Here is a 16,229-nt window from a genome sequence, read left to right as displayed (position 1 = left end):
CTCACGGGATCAGGCCGCGCGCGCGCCCCAGAGCCACCGCTTCCGTACGGCTTTGCGCGCCCAGCTTGGCATGGATGCGGCGCAGGTGCGACTTGACGGTCAGCTCGGACAGGAACAGCTTCTGCGCGATCACCCGATTGCGGTAACCCGCGGACAGCATGCGCAGCACTTCCAGTTCGCGCCCGGTCAGCGGGTCGGGCTGGTGCGCCGGTTCCGCCGGCGGTTCTGCGGCCGGCTTGGTCGAGCCGGCGTCGGTAAGCCGCGCGAGCAGGCTCGCGACAAAGGGCTCGGCCACGCCAAGCGCTGCTGCCTGTGCCAGATGGACACCTGCCCAGGCCCGCAGCAGCACGGCAACGCGTTCGCCTTCTTCCAGGAAGGAGCGCAGGAAGCCTTCATGGCTGGCCAGGCGCAGGGCTTCGGTCATTTCCTGCAGGGCGGCATCGCGCTGCTGCATGCCGTCGAGCGCGGTGGCGCGCAGGACGCGCAGCCGGATCAGGCGCCAGTAGCGCTGGCGTGCCAGTGCGGCGTCGATGGCGGCATCCAGTGCGGACAGCGCCGGCGCGATATTGCCGCGCGCTATGTCGAGCCGGCAGCGCGCGATGGAAGGCCGGTCGATGTCGTTGGCATGGCCGGTGGCGTCCAGCGCTTCCCAGCCGCCGTACAGGTCGGCCGCCTGCAACGCCTGCGATGCGGTTTCCAGCTTGCCTTCCAGCGTGGCGACGCGGGCCCGCTCCAGCCAGGCCGAGCACACGATGCGCGCGGTGCCGGACTGCTGTCCCAGTTGCTCCAGTTCAGCCAGGCGCTGCAGCCACTGGCCGCGGTCGCCGCGCGCCAGCGCAAGCCGCGCGCTCAGCACGTGACAGGCGATCAGCGAATCGGGCGGGCCGTTGCCCTTGCTGTAGGGCAGCGCATTGGCCAGCAGGCGCCCGGCCTCTTCCAGCGCATCGTGCTCATACAGCGCCAGTGCCCAGAACACGTCGCTGCCCGGGCTGTCGCCGGACGCGGCGCGCAGGCGCGCCAGCGCGTTGCCCAGGCGTCCCTGCACCAGGTCGATCACGCCCTCCAGCGTGTCGCTGAGGCTGCGTACCGGCTGGGGCTGCTGCGCGCGCAGCGTCGCCCGCGACAGCACGCTGCGCGCTTCGTCGTAGCGGTGCGTGCAGATCAGCGCGTAGGCCAGCGAATTGGCCAGGATGCGGTACTGGAAGGGCTCGTCGGGCGCCAGGCGGCGCAGGTGCGCGCCGGCGGCATCGCGGCAGGCCTCGACCTGGTCGGTCATGGCCAGCAGCACGCAGTGGATGGTCTGTGCTTCCACCCCCAGGCGCGCACGCTGGTTGTCGTCGCCGGGTTGCTCAAGTTCGGGCTGGAATGACGCCAGTGCGGCCATGGCTTCGGCGTGGCGCCGGTTGAGCAGCAGCACCCACGCGCGCGTCAGCGCCAGCGCCGGTTGCCGCGCCAGCGTTGCGGGATGGATCTGCTCGAACCAGCGCAACAGCAGGCGCACCCGGCCCGTGCCCAGCAGCGAGTCGGACTGGCTGGCAATGGCGCTGAGCGCCTCGTCATGACGGCCCGCCTGCAGCAGGTGGTCCACTGCGGGGATCGGGTAGCCGTGCTCCAGGTACCAGTGCGCGGCGGCCAGGTGCAGCGGCGCGACCCGCTCCGGCGCCTGCACGGCCAGCCGGTGCTGCAGGAAGCTGGCAAAGAGCCGATGGTAGCGGTACCACGTGCGTTCGGCATCGAGCGGGAACAGCAGCAGGTTGGCGCGTTCGAGGTGATCCAGCATCGCGCGCGCGTCGGCGCGGCCGGTGAGGGCGTCGCATAGCGGCGCGCTCAGCTGCCCCAGCACGCTGGTTTCCAGCAGGAAGGCGCGGCACGCGTCGGACTGCCGCGCCAGGATGTCCTCGGCGAGGAATTCGCCCAGCTCCAGGTGAGTGCCGGAAAACACCGCGACGAAGGCGGCGTGGTCGCTGCACTGCTGCAGCGACAGCGCGGCCAGGTATATCGCGGTGGCCCAGCCTTCGGTGCGGCGATGCAGCGTGGCGATGTCGCTGTCGCGCAGCGGCAGGCCGCAGCGGCTGCGCAGCAGCTGCGCGGCCTCGTCGACGGAAAAATGCAGGGCGGCGGGCGGGATCTCCAGCAACTGCCCGCGCGCGCGCAGCCGGCCCAGGCCGATTTCCGGCGCGGTGCGCGAGCCGATCACCAGCATGCCGCAGGGCGGCATCGCCTCGATCAGCTGCTGCACCAGGTCCAGCGCCGGCAGGCTCTGCAAGGTCTCGAAATCATCCAGCATGATCGCGAACGGCTGCGCCGCGGCGCCCACCAGCCCCAGGATGCGCTGCGCCAGGCGCGGTCCGCTGGCCGGCTCCGGCGCTGCCGCGCCGCGCCGCTTGCCGCCGCGCAGCGCGTCCAAGCCGGCGTCCAGGTGGACCAGCAGCCGTTGCAGGTCATTGTCGCCCGCATCCAGGCGCAGCCACACCGTGGCTTGCTGCTGCGCTGCGCAATGCTCCGCGTATTGCTGCATCAGCGTGGTCTTGCCAAAGCCGGCCGCGGCCCGCACCAGGATCACGCGCGCGGCGCGGTCCTGTGCCATGCGCGCGACCAGGTGCGGCCGGCCGATCGTGGCGGGGTGCGCCACGGGGGGCGCGAGCTTGGACGCGAGCACCGTCGGCAGCGGGCCGCCGCTCACGGCGTGGTTGGCAAAGGGATGCAATGCACTCTCCTGGGGGCGATGCCCGTCACCGCCACCCTGGCCCGCCTGTGGCAGACAAGATCATAAGTGCTGTATCGGTAATATTTTGGCGGGAGGGCATCAGGTCCGGGCGATTGTTCCACGGCCCTGAGGGTTGCGTCCTAGTTCGTTTGGACGATTCTGCCGGCTTGCCGAATTTCCTCCCTTCGATGGACGACAGCGGTGCCCGAGCCTCCTACATTGACCCGCACGCGCTCCCGGCAGCGGCCCGCAGAGGCTGGCCGGGTATGACACGGCAGGATGCCGGCACGGCACGAGGCCGGCTGCCGGAGACGAGACACAGGAGACAAGGTATGCAGCAAGGCAGGCGCAGGGTTCTGCAGCAAATGGGTCTGGGCGTCGCAGGTGCGGCGCTGGCAGGGGTTGGGCTGGGTGCGCGCGCGCAGGGTGGTGCGGGGGTGGATTTCCCGGCACGCACGGTGCGCATCGTGATGCCATACGCCGCGGGCGGGACCGGCGACGTGGTCGCGCGCATGGTCGCGGACGGCCTGGCCAAGGCATGGGGCAAGGCCGTGGTGGTGGACAACCGGCCGGGTGCCGGCGGCATGATCGGCGCGGACATGGTGGCCAAGGCAGAGCCGGACGGCTATACGCTGTTGTTCGCGCTGACCGGCCTGGTCCAGGCGCCGCTGCTGTACAGCAAGGCCAACTACAACGCAGTGCGTGACTTCGCGCCGATCTCTGAGCTGGCGACCTCCAACCTGGCGCTGGTGGTGCAGCCCGACGTGCCGGCGGCCAACGTGAAGCAACTGATCGACTACATCCGCAAGCTGGGCAAGCCGCTGCCGTATGGCAGCTACGGGCTGGGTTCCAGCGGGCATCTGCAGATGGAGGTCTTCGGCCGCAACGCCAGGGTTGAACTGACCCACGTGCCCTACAAGGGCGAGGGCCCGCTGGTCAACGACCTGCTTGGCGGACAACTGCCCGCCGGCATCGTGGCCGCGGTCACCGCGCGCACGCATGCGCGCGCCGGCAAGCTCAAGGTGGTCGCCGTGGCCGGGCAGTCGCGCTCGCCGCTGCTGCCGGAGGTGCCGACCTTCCAGGAGGCGGGCGTGCCCGGGCTGGAGCGCCAGGGCTGGCTGGGCCTGTTCGCGCCGGCGGCGACGCCGCGCGCCGTGGTCGACAAGGTGTCTGCCGACGTCAACCGCGTGCTGGCCAACCCCGAGCTGCACACACGGCTGGTCGATCTCGGCATCATCGTCAAGGGAAGCTCGCCCGCGGCCTTTGCCGATGTCGTGAAGGTGGAGCAGACCTACTGGGCTGAAGCGATCCGGGCGTCCAATATCCGCCTGGACTGACGCGGCCCCGGCAGGGCATGGCGGCAGGCAGGGCCGGCTGGTGCGGGCGCCTGCCTGCCGCGCGTTTACTGGTAGGTCACTACCACCACGTACGCGTCCGGCGTGCCGCGTTGCCCGGCACGGGCGGGCTCGACGTCCAGCCTTGCCACGCCGATGCGGGCTTGCCCGGTCATCCGGGCAGGCGACAACGGCAACGGCGCCGAGACGATCTGCCCCGACGGCTGCTGGCAGTTCGCCTGCAACTGTCCGGCGGACGGACGGAAGCCGCAGGACGGGTACGAGATTCCCCCAAGGAACGTAATGGTGCCGGTATGCGCGGCAGCGGTGCCGATACCCGCGGCTGCCAGAACGCCCACTGCGACCAGCCGGCCGGCAACGCCGGCGGCCTTCCTGCTGAGTTCGACCGTTTTCATGACTACCCCTCTCTCTTATTGTCAGCGTGGCGCCGAGACAGGGCGCCTCTGAGAACCGGCACAGTGCAGGCCCACGGATCCGCGCGTGGGCCATATTCATCATAGCGACGGTTTCAGAACATTCTTAAGAGTTATGACACTTCTGTGACAATTGAGCCTGGGGACGGCCGCTGCCCTATCGCAGGATCAGCCGCGAGCGGGCAAAGCCTGCATGGGTGCGCAGCGCCTGCATCAGCTGGTCTGACGGCACGCGGTCGAGGTCGGTGACCACATAGCCGGTGTGGCCGCGCGTCTGCAGGTGCTGGCCGGTGATATTCACGCCTTCCTGCGCCAGCAGCGTGTTCAGTGCCGCCAGGGCGCCCGGCGCGTTGCCGTGCACATTGAGCAGCCGCGCCGGCGCGTGCAGCGGGCCGGGATCGACCTCGGGGAAGTTGACGGCGCCGATGGTGCCGCCGGTGGCCAGGAAGTGCGCCAGCTTGGCCGCCACTTCGGTGCCGATATTCTCCTGCGCCTCTTCGGTGCTGCCGCCCACGTGCGGGGTCAGCAGTACGTTGGGCATGTTCTGCAGTTCGCTGACGAAAGGATCGTTGTTGGTCTTCGGCTCCTCCGGGAACACGTCGATGGCGGCGCCGCCCAGGCGCTTCTCGCGCAGCGCCGCGGCCAGCGCGGCGATGTCCACCACGCTGCCGCGCGAGGCATTGATCAGGATCGCGCCCGGCTTGCAGGCGGCCAGGATGCGCGCATCGATCATATTGCGCGTGCGCGGCGTGGCTGGCACATGCAGGGTCACCACTTCGGCCTGCGACACCGCCTCTTCCAGCGATCCCGCGGCGCGCGCGGAACCGTGCGAGAGTCGCGCCAGCACGTCGTAGTAGACCACGCGCATGCCCATCGATTCGGCCAGCACGCCCACCTGCGAGCCGATATTGCCGTAGCCGACGATGGCGATGGTCTTGCCGCGCGCCTCGAACGCGCCGGCGGCGCCCTTGGCCCACTTGCCGGCGTGTGCCAGGGTGTTCTTCTCCGGAATCCGGCGCAGCAGCATCACCGCTTCCGACACCACCAGCTCGGCCACCGAGCGGGTGTTGGAGAAGGGCGCGTTGAACACCGGGATCCCGGCCGTGGTGGCGGCTTCCAGGTCCACCTGCGAGGTGCCGATGCAGAAGCAGCCAATCGAGAGCAGCTCGGGCGCGCTGCGGATGTCGTCGGCGCGCAGGTGGGTGGCAGAGCGGATGCCGATCACGTCGTGGCTGGCCAGCACCTGGCGCAGTTCGGCACCGGCCAGGGCGCCGGTGCGGCGCTCGACCTGCAGGCCGGCTTCAGCCAGCCGGGCATTGGCGCTCTGGTGGATGTTCTCGAGCAGGATCGCAGTGGTCACGTTTGTTTTCCGCATGGAGGGTTGGCGGCGCTTGCCGCATCGCCACCATTCTGCGCGCAAAAAAGCCCGTGGACCGGGGAGTCCCTGCTGCCGGCAATGGCACCGGCTGCCTCGCTGGCGTCGCTTCAGCGCGAGTGGCGCGCGTCGCCGCCGAGCGGGTCGACGATGATCATGGTCTGGCGCAGCACGCCGGCATCATCGAAGTAGCAGCTGAAATGCGCGGTCTGCAAGCCATCCTTGTACATGCGCCAGGACCAGGCTTCACGCTTCATCAGGGGGTAGTACTGGATGGGCTCGCGCGGCAGGCCAAAGTGCTCCTGCACGTCCTTCTTGGTCCAGGTCCCGACCTGGGCGCGGTAGATCTCCGTCTCGGTCAGCATCTGGCGATAGTTGGTGAGCTTGCCGCCGGCGTCGAAATCGGCGGCATAGACCTGATGGCCAAGGGGCTGGCGCGACCAGATCCAGCGGCTGGTGCCGTCGGCGAGGCGGTAGGTCTCGGTGGGGGATCCGAATGTACTGCGTACGGCACTTTCCGGGCTGCCGATCATTTGCTTGCCGGTCTGTTCCGGCTGCAAGGTCGCACAGGCTCCGAGCGAGCCGAGCACGACAGCGGCGACGCACAGTTCGCCGATACACCGGGATGGCGTGCGGGATTGCATGGCGCTCTCCTGCGGACGAGATGCCCGCATCCGGCCATTCTCCGTCCGCCAGGCCGGCCCGTGCAACACCGGCTGGTGCCGGGGGCAGCTGGGGCCGGCCGGTCAGTGCTGCGCCGGCGCTGGCTCAGCAGCGGCCTTTCTTGGCTTGTCCCGGCGGGCAGAAGGACTCGTTGCCGTACGGGTCGACGCGGCAGTTGCCCTTCTTTGCCTGCCCCGGCGGGCAGCCCTGGGGGCCGCTGCCGTAGGTGTCATAAGGGGCTACCACGCAGCCACCCAGCAGTGCGCTGCAGGCGACCAGAAGGGCCAGAGCGGATTTCATCGCATTCTCCTTGTTGTGGGGGATTCCGTTTGCGACAGGAGAATAGATGGTGGCAGCGCCTTTGTCTGTAAGGAATAGTGAAAACGAGTCCGCTCAGGGTGAATGCCGGCTACTTGCCCGCGCCGCCGGCGGGGCGCTTCCCGGCTGGCCGGGGCCGGCGCACCGCACGGATTTTGCCGCTGTTGCCGCCGCCGCAGAAGAACTGGTCGCCGCCATCGGACTCCAGCCCCGACACGCTCGCGCCGGCCGGCATGGTGACCGATTCCAGCACCGCGCCCGATTGCGGGTCGATGTGCCGCAGCTCGCTCTGGTCACCTTCCCAGGTGCCGTGCCAGAGCTCGGCATCGACCCAGGTGACGCCGGTGACAAAGCGGTCGGACGTGATGGTGCGCAGGATCGCCCCCGTCTGTGGATCGACCTGGCGGATCTTCCGCTCCCGGTACTGGCCCACCCACAACGTGCCTTCGGCCCAGGCAAGCCCCGAGTCGCCGCCGCCGCCCGGCGCGGGGATCGTGGCCAGCACGCGGCCGCTTTGCGGATCGATCTTCTGGATCCGGTCCTCGGCAATCTGGTACAGGTGCTGGCCGTCGAAAGCAGTACCGGCATGGGCGGCGACATCGAGCGAGCGCAGCGTCCTGCCGGTGACCGGATCCAGGGCATTGAGCTTGTCTCCGCTGGCAAACCAGACCCGCTGGCCGTCATAGCTGACACCGTGGACGTTCTCGACGCCGGGGAAGGGACCATACTCGCGAAGCACTTCGGCTTGTGATCGTTTCATGCTGTCATCCTTTTGGTTTGGGGATGGCTACATGCTAGTCAACCGGCAGCGGCGAGGGGAGTAACAAGGTCGTCGTGAATCCCGGCACCGGCGGCGTCATCCAGCGGCGCGCACGCCCGTGGCCAAGGGACTGGATCTTGCCGGCTGCCGCCAGCGTTTCCAGTGCCCGCTGCACCGAGCGCTGGCTGGCACCCAGCGCCAGCGCGAGAGCGGAGCTGGACCATGACTCGCCATCGGCCAGCAAGGCGAGCACTGCCGCGTGCTTCTCTTCCACCGGCCGCGCCAGCACCACCACCTCGCGCGCGCGGTGCGGCACCAGCGCGAAGCCGCGCCCGCTTGCCGTGACGCCGGCAAATGCGCCAAGCACCGCGCGCAGCCGCCCGATCTCGACACGCAGCCGCGCGCGGTGCGATGCATCGGCGTGCCTGGTGCGGAAGGCGTGCGCGATCAGCGTGTCCCGGGGCACGTCGGCGGGCCAGGCCTCGGCCAGCGCGCGCGCCAGCGTGAACAACACCGGCCGCCTGGCGAGCGGGACCGTGGTGCCAGCGCAGCGCACGGCATAGCGGCACGCGTCCACGACCAGCGCTTTCGATGCCAGCAGCGCTTCGACTTCCTCAAGCAGCAGCGGCCGTTCCTCGCCGCGCGCGATGCGGCGTGCCGCGGGGCTGTGCAGCGCCTGGGCCGCGCTTTCGACCTCGGCGCGCAAGGATGGAATGCCGGCGCGCTGCGCCGCGTGCGCGGCCTGTGCCAGCGCGGTGCGCGCCGGCCGGGTCTGCACGCGCCGCATCGCGATGCCCGCCACGATCAGGGCATGGGTTGTGCGCAATGCGGGCGGGAAGGGAGTGGGGTCAAGCCCGGCAAGCGCCTGCTCGGCGTCGTCGATGCGGCCGATCAGCAGCAGCCGCCGGATCGCGAGATACCGCGCATGGGCGGCGTTGACCCAGTCGCCGTGCGCTTCAAGGGTGGCGCGCGCACGGTCCAGCGTCTTTGCCGGCCAGCCCAGGTCGCGCGAGGCAAAGGCGATTTCCGTTTCGGCCACCACGCACCTGGCGCGCGCTACGGCTTCGCGCGGACCGAAGGCGCGCGCCGCGCTGCGCAACAGTGCCCGGGCGCGGATAAAGTCGCCCAGTTGCGCCATGGCGATGCCGCGCAACGCCAGCGCCGGCGGATCGTCGCGCAGGGCAACCCGGTTCAGCGCGCCAAGCGGATCACCCGCGGCAAGCGCGAGCGCCGCGGCGGCAATGCGTGAGTCCATCCGAATCCCGCCAGAAATCCCGCCACACTTGTCACTCCCACCGTTGGAAGCCGGCGCCTAATCTAGCACACGAACACCAACCAACGGAGGGATGCACGATGACCACACACAGCACCGGAACCCGTGAAGTATGGCTGGCCGCGCGGCGTGAACTGCTCGAGGCCGAGAAGGATCTCACCCGACGCAGCGATGAACTGGCACGGCAGCGCCAGGCCTTGCCGTGGGTTCGAATCGACAAGCCCTACCGGTTCGAGACCGCGGCGGGCAGCGCCTCGCTGGCAGACTTGTTCCAGGGACGTTCGCAACTGCTGGTCTACCACTTCATGTTCGGCCCGGACTACCAGGCAGGGTGCCCGTCCTGCTCCGCGATTGCGGACGGGTTTGACGGCTTTGTCGTCCACCTGGCGCATCACGACGTCACGCTGGCCGCGGTGTCGCGGGCACCGTTGGCGAAGTTGCAGGCGTACCAGCGGCGCATGGGCTGGACCTTCCCGTGGGCATCGTCGCAGGGCAGCGACTTCAACACGGACTTCAACGTCTGGTTCAGCGAAGCGCAACAACGCCAGGGCGATATCGACTACAACTACCGGCGCGAGGCGGCATTCGCCTGGCGACCTGAACTGGAGGCCGGCGGCGCAGCGGCCGAGGCCCAGTTTGCTGCCATGTGCGGCACCGATGCCGCAACGTACCAGCGCGACCGGCCGGGCATGAGCGCCTTCGCGCTGGAAGATGGCGTTGTGTACCACACCTATTCCACCTATGCGCGCGGGCTGGATGGCCTGTGGGGCATGTACCAGTGGCTGGATCGCGCACCGCGCGGACGCAACGAGGCCGGGGTCTGGTGGCGCCGGCACGATGAATACGAGCAGGGCTGAGGCATTCCATGTCCATCGTACTCACCACGCACAGGCTGGCGCGCTCACGCGGCACCGGCCCGCGCCTTGCCTTCTTTGGCATCGTGGCCGTGCTATTCATCGCCGGCGGGGCGGCGACACTCGCCTGGCATGCATCCATGCCGGCGATGAGCGCGATGCCGATGCCCGGCGGCTGGACCATGTCGATGGCGTGGATGCGGATGTGCGGCCAGACCTGGGCCCGCACGGCAATGGCCTTCCTCGGCATGTGGATCGCCATGATGGTGCCGATGATGCTGCCCTCACTGGCACCGATACTGTGGCGCTACCGCCAGGCCCTGGCGACGGCAGGGCAGGTGCGCCCGGGCATGTCGACGGTATTGGCGGGCGCCGGCTACTTCTTCGTGTGGGGCATGGTGGGCTTCGCCGTTTTCCCGGTTGGCGCTGCGCTGGCGGCGATAGCCGTGCAGGCGCAGGGCCTGGCGCGCGCGGTTCCGCTCGCCACGGCGGTGGTCTTGGTGATGGCAGGCGTGCTGCAGTTCACCCCGTGGAAAGCACGGCAGCTTGCCTGCTGCACCAACGCAGCGGGCCGCACGCGCGCACTGCCGGCGGATGCCGGCTCGGCGTGGCGCCATGGCCTGCGGCTGGGCCTGCACTGCACCCGGTGCTGTGCGGGCCTGACTGCGGCATTGCTCGTCATGGGCGTGATGGACCTGCGCGTGATGGCAGCGGTGATGTTGGCGATGACGCTCGAACGATGGATGCCGGCAGGTGCGCGCGTGGCCAGGCTTGCGGTACGGCTTACCGGGGCCGTCCTGGTCGGCGTGGGCGTGGCTACGCTTGTGCAGGCAGGTTGGGGCGGATGACGGCGGGGTACTAGTGTCCTGTTCCGCAGATAGCTTGCCATGAAATCGCCCAGTTGGCCGCCATGCGTCGCTGCTCGTCGTTGCCATAGCTACGGCTATGGCGCCTCCTCGCGCCTAGCCTGACGACCAACTGGACGATTTCACGTTGGCAAGCTATCTGCGGAACAGGACACTAGCCCAGCGCGACCGCGAACAGCGCCGCAATCAGCGGCCGCTCCTTGCGCACCTCCAGGCAGCACAGCGAGTAATCGATCGACAGCAGCGGCTCGTCGACCGGCACCACCTGCAGGCCCGGCAGCGGGATGCATTCGATCTGCGTGACGAAGCTGATGCCCATGCCATTGGCCACTGCATGCAGGATGGCCTCGCGGCTGTTGATCTCCATCACGCAGTTCAGCGCCACGCCATGCTGTGCGCACGCGCGTTCAACCCGGAGCCGGGTCTTCGAGCCCGGCTCGCGCAGGATCACGGCTTCGCCGGCGACCTCCTGCACCGTGATCGAAGCGCGCGCGGCCAGCGGATGGCCGGCCGGCATCACGGCAACGATGCGCTCTCTCCGATACGGCGCGATATGCAGGCCATCGACCGGATCGGGCTCGGCCAGGATGCCGACGTCGATATCGAAATCCTGCAGGCCGCGCAGCACCGAGGCTTCCGAGCCGATGGTGACCGTCAGTTCCAGCGAAGCATGGGTGGAACGGAAACTACGCGCCAGCCCCAGCGCGATCGGCGGTGACACCGCGCCCACGCGCACCAGCCCGGTCTTGAGCTTGTGCGCGCTCTGCAGGAACTGCATGGCCTCTGCTTCCTGCCCGAACAAGCCCTGGGTGATGGCGTAGAGCCGCTCGCCGGTGTCGGTCAGGCGCACGGTGCGGCCTGCGCGCAGGAACAGCTCCACGCCGAAGCGCGTCTCCAGCGCCTTGACCTGGTCGGTCACGGTCGGCTGCCCGATATGCAGGTATTGCGCCGCGGCAGTAAAGCCGCCCGTCCGGGCGACCGCATGGAAGCAGCGGATCGACTTGTAGTACTGGTGGAACATGGGGTCTCGATGGGAGCTGGCCGCCGTTCTGCGCGGCGTGTGCGGCGAGTCTCCCACAGACGCGTGCCGTTGCGTACAGGGTTTCCCCGAGGCCGGCAGCGTGCCGGCGATCCATCGGTTTTGGCGCACCTCGCCGTCAAAGATGCGATTGGACCGGGGGTTTGGCGTCTCCCAAACTTCAGCCACCAGGAAACGCGGCTCAAGCCGCCGCCCAGGCTACCCAGAAAAGAAGTGAGGAGACCCCATGAACCATGCCTACCACAACCCCGTGTCGATCCATTGCGGGGCTGGCAGCCTTGACCGGCTCCCGGCCCTGCTGCACGGCCGGCGCGTCGTCGTCGTGACCTTTCCCGAAGCGCGTGCGCTGGGACTGGTGGCGCGGCTTGAAGCCCTGCTGGGCGCAGACCTTGCCGGGCTGATCGAAGACGTGCAGCCGAACCCGGATGTCGCCCAGTTGTCCGGCCTGTACAACCGCTTCTGGGAAGACGCCGACGCCTGCGACGCCATCGTTGCGGTCGGTGGCGGCAGCGCGATCGATACCGCCAAGGCGTTGATGGTAGGGACCAGGTCGGGCCGGTTCGATTCGCTGATCAGCCTGCTGGCGACCGGCAAGGCGTTCACGCCGGCGCAGGTCAAGCCGCTGATCGCGGTGCCGACGACTGCCGGCACCGGCAGCGAAGTGACGCCCTGGGCCACCATCTGGGACGCCGCGAACCAGAAGAAGTACTCGCTTCACCTGCAGGCAACCTGGCCCGAAGCGGCCATCGTGGATGCGGAGCTGATGATGTCGGTGCCGCGGGACACCACGATCTCCACCGGGCTCGATGCCCTGTCCCACGCGCTGGAATCGATCTGGAACGTCAACGCCAACCCGGTTTCCGACACCTTCGCGATTTCGGCGGTGGAGGACATCTTCGACACCTTGCCGGAACTGGTGCGCAACCTGGACGACATTGGCCTGCGTGAGCGCATGGCGCTGGCCGCCCTCAAGGCCGGACTGGCGTTCTCCAATACCAAGACGGCACTTGCGCACTCCATCTCCTACGAAATGACGCTGCGCCATGGCCTGCCGCACGGCATCGCGTGCTCGTTCACGCTGCCGATGGTGCTTGAAAAGGCGTGGGCACGCCGGCCCGACCGCGACCGCACGCTGCAGCGGCTGTTCGGGCCGGTGCTGGGCGACGGGCAGCAGCGGCTGCGCGCCTTCCTGCAGGACCTGGGCGTGAAGACCGAGTTTGCCGACTACGGCGTCTCCGACGACGAGGCCGGCGCCATGATCGCGCGTGCGCTGGACGGCGCCCGGGGCAAGAACTTCATCGGCGCTGTGCCGGCCTAGTGGCACGACCCCCGGCCGACGGGTGCAGCCGGCCAACACGAGCCCGCAATACGGGCCGACAATACAAGAGGAGAAAAAAATGGAAACTGCCGATCGCATCCAGGCAGGGGCGTTCGTCGCTCCAGCCGAGCATTCGTTCCGGCGCGCCCAGTGGCGCATGCTGCTGGCCGCGATGTTCTGCTACTTCTTCTTCTACACGGGGCGGCAGACCTTTGGCTTCGCCATTCCCGGCATCCAGCAGGAATTCGGGTTTTCCAAGGAAGCGCTGGGCTGGGCCTCCACCTGCCTGCTGTGGTGCTACGCCATCGGGCAGGCCATCAACGGCAACCTGGGTGACAAGTTCGGCGGCCGCCGCGTGATGACCGCCGGCGCGATCCTGTCGTGCGCGGCCAACTGGGTGGTCAGCTTCGCCGTCGGCTTCAAGAGCCTGGCGATTCCCTGGGGCATCAACGGCTACTTCCAGGCCCTTGGCTGGGCGCCCGGCAGCCGGCTGCTGTCGAACTGGTGGGGCGCCGAAGAGCGCGGCAAAGTCTACGGCTTCTACGTGTTCGCGGCCGGCTGCGCCTCGGTGCTGTCGTTCGTCACCTCGATCGTGGTCGTGAATATCCTGCACCTGGACTGGCGCTGGATCTTCCGCCTGCCGGTGCTGCTGATGCTGGTGGGCGGCATCACCTTCTTCCTGATCGTGCGCGAGCGGCCGGAAGACCTTGGCTTCAAGTCGCCCGATACCGGCGTTGCCAAGGCCGAGGGTGCGGAGAAGGCCACCGCAGTCGAGACCGATGCCGGCGAAAGCTCCTGGTCGCGCTACAAGGCCGTGCTGCGCAACCCGCGGCTTCTGATCGCGGGCCTGTCGATCGGTTTCCAGAATGCCGCGCGCTATGGCCTGATCGTCTGGGTGCCGGTCCACTTCCTGGGCAAGAACTGGAAGAGCGCCGAGACCCTGATCGACCCGGCCTGGATCTCGGTGGCGCTGCCGGTGGGCATGGCCTTCGGCGCGCTGTCCAACGGCTGGATTTCCGACCGCCTGTTCGGCTCCAGCCGCAGCAAGGCCATCATGCTCTACATGGTGCTGGGTGCGATTGCCTCGATGATCATGTACCAGCTGCCCACGGGCATGGGCGCGATCGTCGCGCTGTTCCTTGCCGGCTTCTTCGTGTACGGCCCCGCCTCGTCCTTCTGGGCGCTGTGCCCGGACCTGGTCGGCGCCAAGCGGGCCGGCACCGCCACCGGTATCCTGAACTTCTTCTCGTACCTGCTCGCAGGCCTGGGCGAACCCCTGATCGGCCGCATCCTGGACCAGTCCGGCAATACCTCGCTGGTGTTCCCGATCGTGGCAACCAGCTGCATCATCAGCGCCGTGATCGCGGCCTTCATCCGCCGCTGAGCGCGCCGGGCCGGCGCCTTGCCGGCCCGCCCGCGACGGCTGCATCTCCTTCCACACACTGCTCAAGACCCGAGAGGGCAAGCTCATGACCGCATTGCAAGCCATTGCCGAAATCCGCCACGAAGCGCTGCGCATCGCCGGCGAGAAGATCTACCGCGAAGACGTGATCGAGGTGACCTATCCGTACACCGGCGAAGTCATCGCCACCGTGCCGAAGGCCACGCTCGACGAAGTGCGCCGCGCCTACCGCATCGCGCGCGACTACCAGCCCACGCTGACGCGCTATGAACGCTACAAGATCCTGATGCGCGCCGGCGAGATCATCGCCTCGCGCCTGGACGAGATCTCGCGCACCATCACGCTGGAATCCGGCCTGTGCCGCAAGGATTCGCTGTACGAGGTGGGCCGCGCCTCCGACGTGCTGCTGTTTGCCGCCAACCAGGCGCTGGTCGACGACGGCCAGGTGTTCTCGTGCGACCTGACCCACCACGGCAAGAGCCGCAAGGTCTATACGCTGCGCGAGCCGCTGCTGGGCGTGATCACCGCGATCACGCCGTTCAACCACCCGTTGAACCAGGTGATCCACAAGGTGGCGCCGGCGGTGGCCACCAACAATCGCATGGTGCTCAAGCCCAGCGAGAAGACGCCGCTGGCGGCCTACCTGCTGGCCGATATCCTGTATGAGGCCGGGCTGCCGCCGCAGATGCTGTCGGTCATCACCGGCGACCCGCGCGAGATCGCCGACGAGATGCTGACGCACCCGGACGTGGACCTGGTGACCTTCACCGGCGGCGTGCCGATCGGCAAGTACATCGCCGCCACGGCCACCTACAAGCGCCAGGTGCTGGAGCTGGGCGGCAATGACCCGATCATCGTGATGGAAGACGCCGACCTGGAAGAGGCCGCCACGCTGGCCGCCAGCGGCTCGTACAAGAACTCCGGGCAGCGTTGCACGGCGATCAAGCGCATGCTGGTGCATGAGTCGGTGGCGGACCGCTTTGTCGACCTGCTGGTGGCGAAGACCGAAGCGCTCAACTATGGCGACCCCATGGACCCGAAGGTGGACATGGGCACGGTCATCGACGAAGCCGCGGCGATCCAGTTCGAGGCGGTGGTCAATGAAGCGATTGCCGCCGGGGCCACGCTGCGCTACGGCAATATCCGCCGCGGTGCGCTGTACTCGCCGACGGTGCTCGATCATGTCGATCCCGAAATGACCGTGGCCAGGCATGAGACCTTCGGGCCGGTGTCGCCGGTGATCCGCTTCAGGGACATTGAAGATGCGATCCGCATCTCGAATGGCACTGCGTACGGGCTGTCGTCGTCGGTCTGCACCAACCGGCTCGACTACATCACGCGCTTCGTGCGGGAGCTGAAGGTCGGCAGCGTCAATGTGCGCGAGGTGCCGGGCTATCGCCTGGAGCTGACGCCGTTCGGCGGCATCAAGGATTCCGGACTGGGCTACAAGGAAGGCGTGCTGGAGGCGATGAAGAGCTTTACCAATACCAAGACGTATTCGCTGCCGTGGTAAGCGGCGGTGGCCCGTGCGCCGGGGGCGGCAGCGCAGTTCGTCCCTGCGCTGCCTGCCCCGGCGCGTAGTTTCTGCTGGTGTCTCCGGTAGCCGGGGCCAGGTGGGGTCTCCGGCACCGCCACCCCGGATTTGGCCGCCTGAGCAGGCGGCTGCTTTGTTTTCAGGCGGCGCTGTCCTGCGCCGCATCCCTGTTTCCGAGCTTTCATGACAAGCATTCAATCCGTTGTGCACGAAGGGCGGATGTTCCCGCCATCCCGCCACGCCAGCGCCAAGGCCGCGATCCCCGGCATGGACGTCTACCAGGCGCTGTGCGACGAAGCCGAGCGTGACTATGAAGGCTTCTGGGCGCGCCACGCGCGCGAGCTGCTGCACT

At 68.3% G+C, this 16,229-nt stretch carries 14 protein-coding genes; 6 read left to right on the top strand and 8 right to left on the bottom strand.

The window, feature by feature from the left end:
• Position 1 precedes the first annotated feature (1 nt).
• Positions 2-2,707: a winged helix-turn-helix domain-containing protein gene (locus AC1Q6V_RS32525; RefSeq protein ID WP_454749141.1), complete on the bottom strand. Its 2,706-nt coding sequence runs from the start codon at positions 2,705-2,707 to the stop codon at positions 2-4.
• A 332-nt stretch (positions 2,708-3,039) separates the two neighbouring features.
• Between AC1Q6V_RS32525 and AC1Q6V_RS32520 the strand changes: the two genes are divergently transcribed.
• The gene (locus AC1Q6V_RS32520; RefSeq protein WP_058698602.1) at positions 3,040-4,044 is read left to right on the top strand and encodes a Bug family tripartite tricarboxylate transporter substrate binding protein; all 1,005 of its coding nucleotides are present in this window, start codon (positions 3,040-3,042) and stop codon (positions 4,042-4,044) included.
• Positions 4,045-4,109: 65 nt separating this feature from the next.
• Here the strand turns inward: AC1Q6V_RS32520 and AC1Q6V_RS32515 are convergent, their stop codons facing one another.
• The 6 genes from AC1Q6V_RS32515 to AC1Q6V_RS32490 all read right to left on the bottom strand — a co-directional run bounded on the left by AC1Q6V_RS32515 (position 4,110) and on the right by AC1Q6V_RS32490 (position 8,846).
• On the bottom strand, positions 4,110-4,457 hold the full coding sequence (locus AC1Q6V_RS32515; protein WP_454749142.1) for a hypothetical protein: 348 nt from the start codon (positions 4,455-4,457) through the stop codon (positions 4,110-4,112).
• A 175-nt stretch (positions 4,458-4,632) separates the two neighbouring features.
• Positions 4,633-5,850: a phosphoglycerate dehydrogenase gene (gene serA, locus AC1Q6V_RS32510; RefSeq protein ID WP_454749143.1), complete on the bottom strand. Its 1,218-nt coding sequence runs from the start codon at positions 5,848-5,850 to the stop codon at positions 4,633-4,635.
• Between the two features lie 110 nt (positions 5,851-5,960).
• On the bottom strand, positions 5,961-6,494 hold the full coding sequence (locus AC1Q6V_RS32505) for a hypothetical protein (protein WP_010813487.1): 534 nt from the start codon (positions 6,492-6,494) through the stop codon (positions 5,961-5,963).
• 124 nt (positions 6,495-6,618) lie between these two features.
• Positions 6,619-6,813 (bottom strand): lipoprotein, encoded by a 195-nt coding sequence (locus AC1Q6V_RS32500; RefSeq protein ID WP_010813486.1) that lies wholly within the window; start codon positions 6,811-6,813, stop codon positions 6,619-6,621.
• Positions 6,814-6,922: 109 nt separating this feature from the next.
• Positions 6,923-7,591, bottom strand: a complete 669-nt coding sequence (locus tag AC1Q6V_RS32495) for a Vgb family protein (RefSeq protein ID WP_011616823.1) — start codon at positions 7,589-7,591, stop codon at positions 6,923-6,925.
• Between the two features lie 34 nt (positions 7,592-7,625).
• Positions 7,626-8,846 (bottom strand): hypothetical protein, encoded by a 1,221-nt coding sequence (locus AC1Q6V_RS32490; RefSeq protein WP_010813484.1) that lies wholly within the window; start codon positions 8,844-8,846, stop codon positions 7,626-7,628.
• 98 nt (positions 8,847-8,944) lie between these two features.
• Between AC1Q6V_RS32490 and AC1Q6V_RS32485 the strand changes: the two genes are divergently transcribed.
• A complete protein-coding gene (locus tag AC1Q6V_RS32485; RefSeq protein ID WP_454749144.1) occupies positions 8,945-9,721 on the top strand; it encodes a DUF899 domain-containing protein in 777 nt (258 codons plus the stop codon).
• 8 nt (positions 9,722-9,729) lie between these two features.
• Complete coding sequence (locus AC1Q6V_RS32480) at positions 9,730-10,566, top strand: DUF2182 domain-containing protein (RefSeq protein WP_011616826.1); 837 nt, start codon at positions 9,730-9,732, stop codon at positions 10,564-10,566.
• A gap of 172 nt (positions 10,567-10,738) precedes the next feature.
• Here the strand turns inward: AC1Q6V_RS32480 and AC1Q6V_RS32475 are convergent, their stop codons facing one another.
• The gene (locus AC1Q6V_RS32475; protein ID WP_010813481.1) at positions 10,739-11,605 is read right to left on the bottom strand and encodes a LysR substrate-binding domain-containing protein; all 867 of its coding nucleotides are present in this window, start codon (positions 11,603-11,605) and stop codon (positions 10,739-10,741) included.
• A 244-nt stretch (positions 11,606-11,849) separates the two neighbouring features.
• On the opposite strand from AC1Q6V_RS32475, the gene psrA reads away from it, so the two are divergent.
• The 3 genes from psrA to phnY all read left to right on the top strand — a co-directional run bounded on the left by psrA (position 11,850) and on the right by phnY (position 15,856).
• On the top strand, positions 11,850-12,941 hold the full coding sequence (gene psrA, locus AC1Q6V_RS32470; protein ID WP_011616827.1) for an iron-containing alcohol dehydrogenase PsrA: 1,092 nt from the start codon (positions 11,850-11,852) through the stop codon (positions 12,939-12,941).
• 79 nt (positions 12,942-13,020) lie between these two features.
• Complete coding sequence (locus AC1Q6V_RS32465; RefSeq protein ID WP_010813479.1) at positions 13,021-14,325, top strand: MFS transporter; 1,305 nt, start codon at positions 13,021-13,023, stop codon at positions 14,323-14,325.
• Between the two features lie 85 nt (positions 14,326-14,410).
• On the top strand, positions 14,411-15,856 hold the full coding sequence (gene phnY / locus AC1Q6V_RS32460) for a phosphonoacetaldehyde dehydrogenase (RefSeq protein ID WP_010813478.1): 1,446 nt from the start codon (positions 14,411-14,413) through the stop codon (positions 15,854-15,856).
• The last annotated feature ends 373 nt before the right edge of the window (positions 15,857-16,229 follow it).

It is taken from the genome of Cupriavidus sp. GW823-FHT07B10, from assembly GCF_058794355.1.
This window is presented reverse-complemented; position numbering and strand designations above follow the sequence as displayed.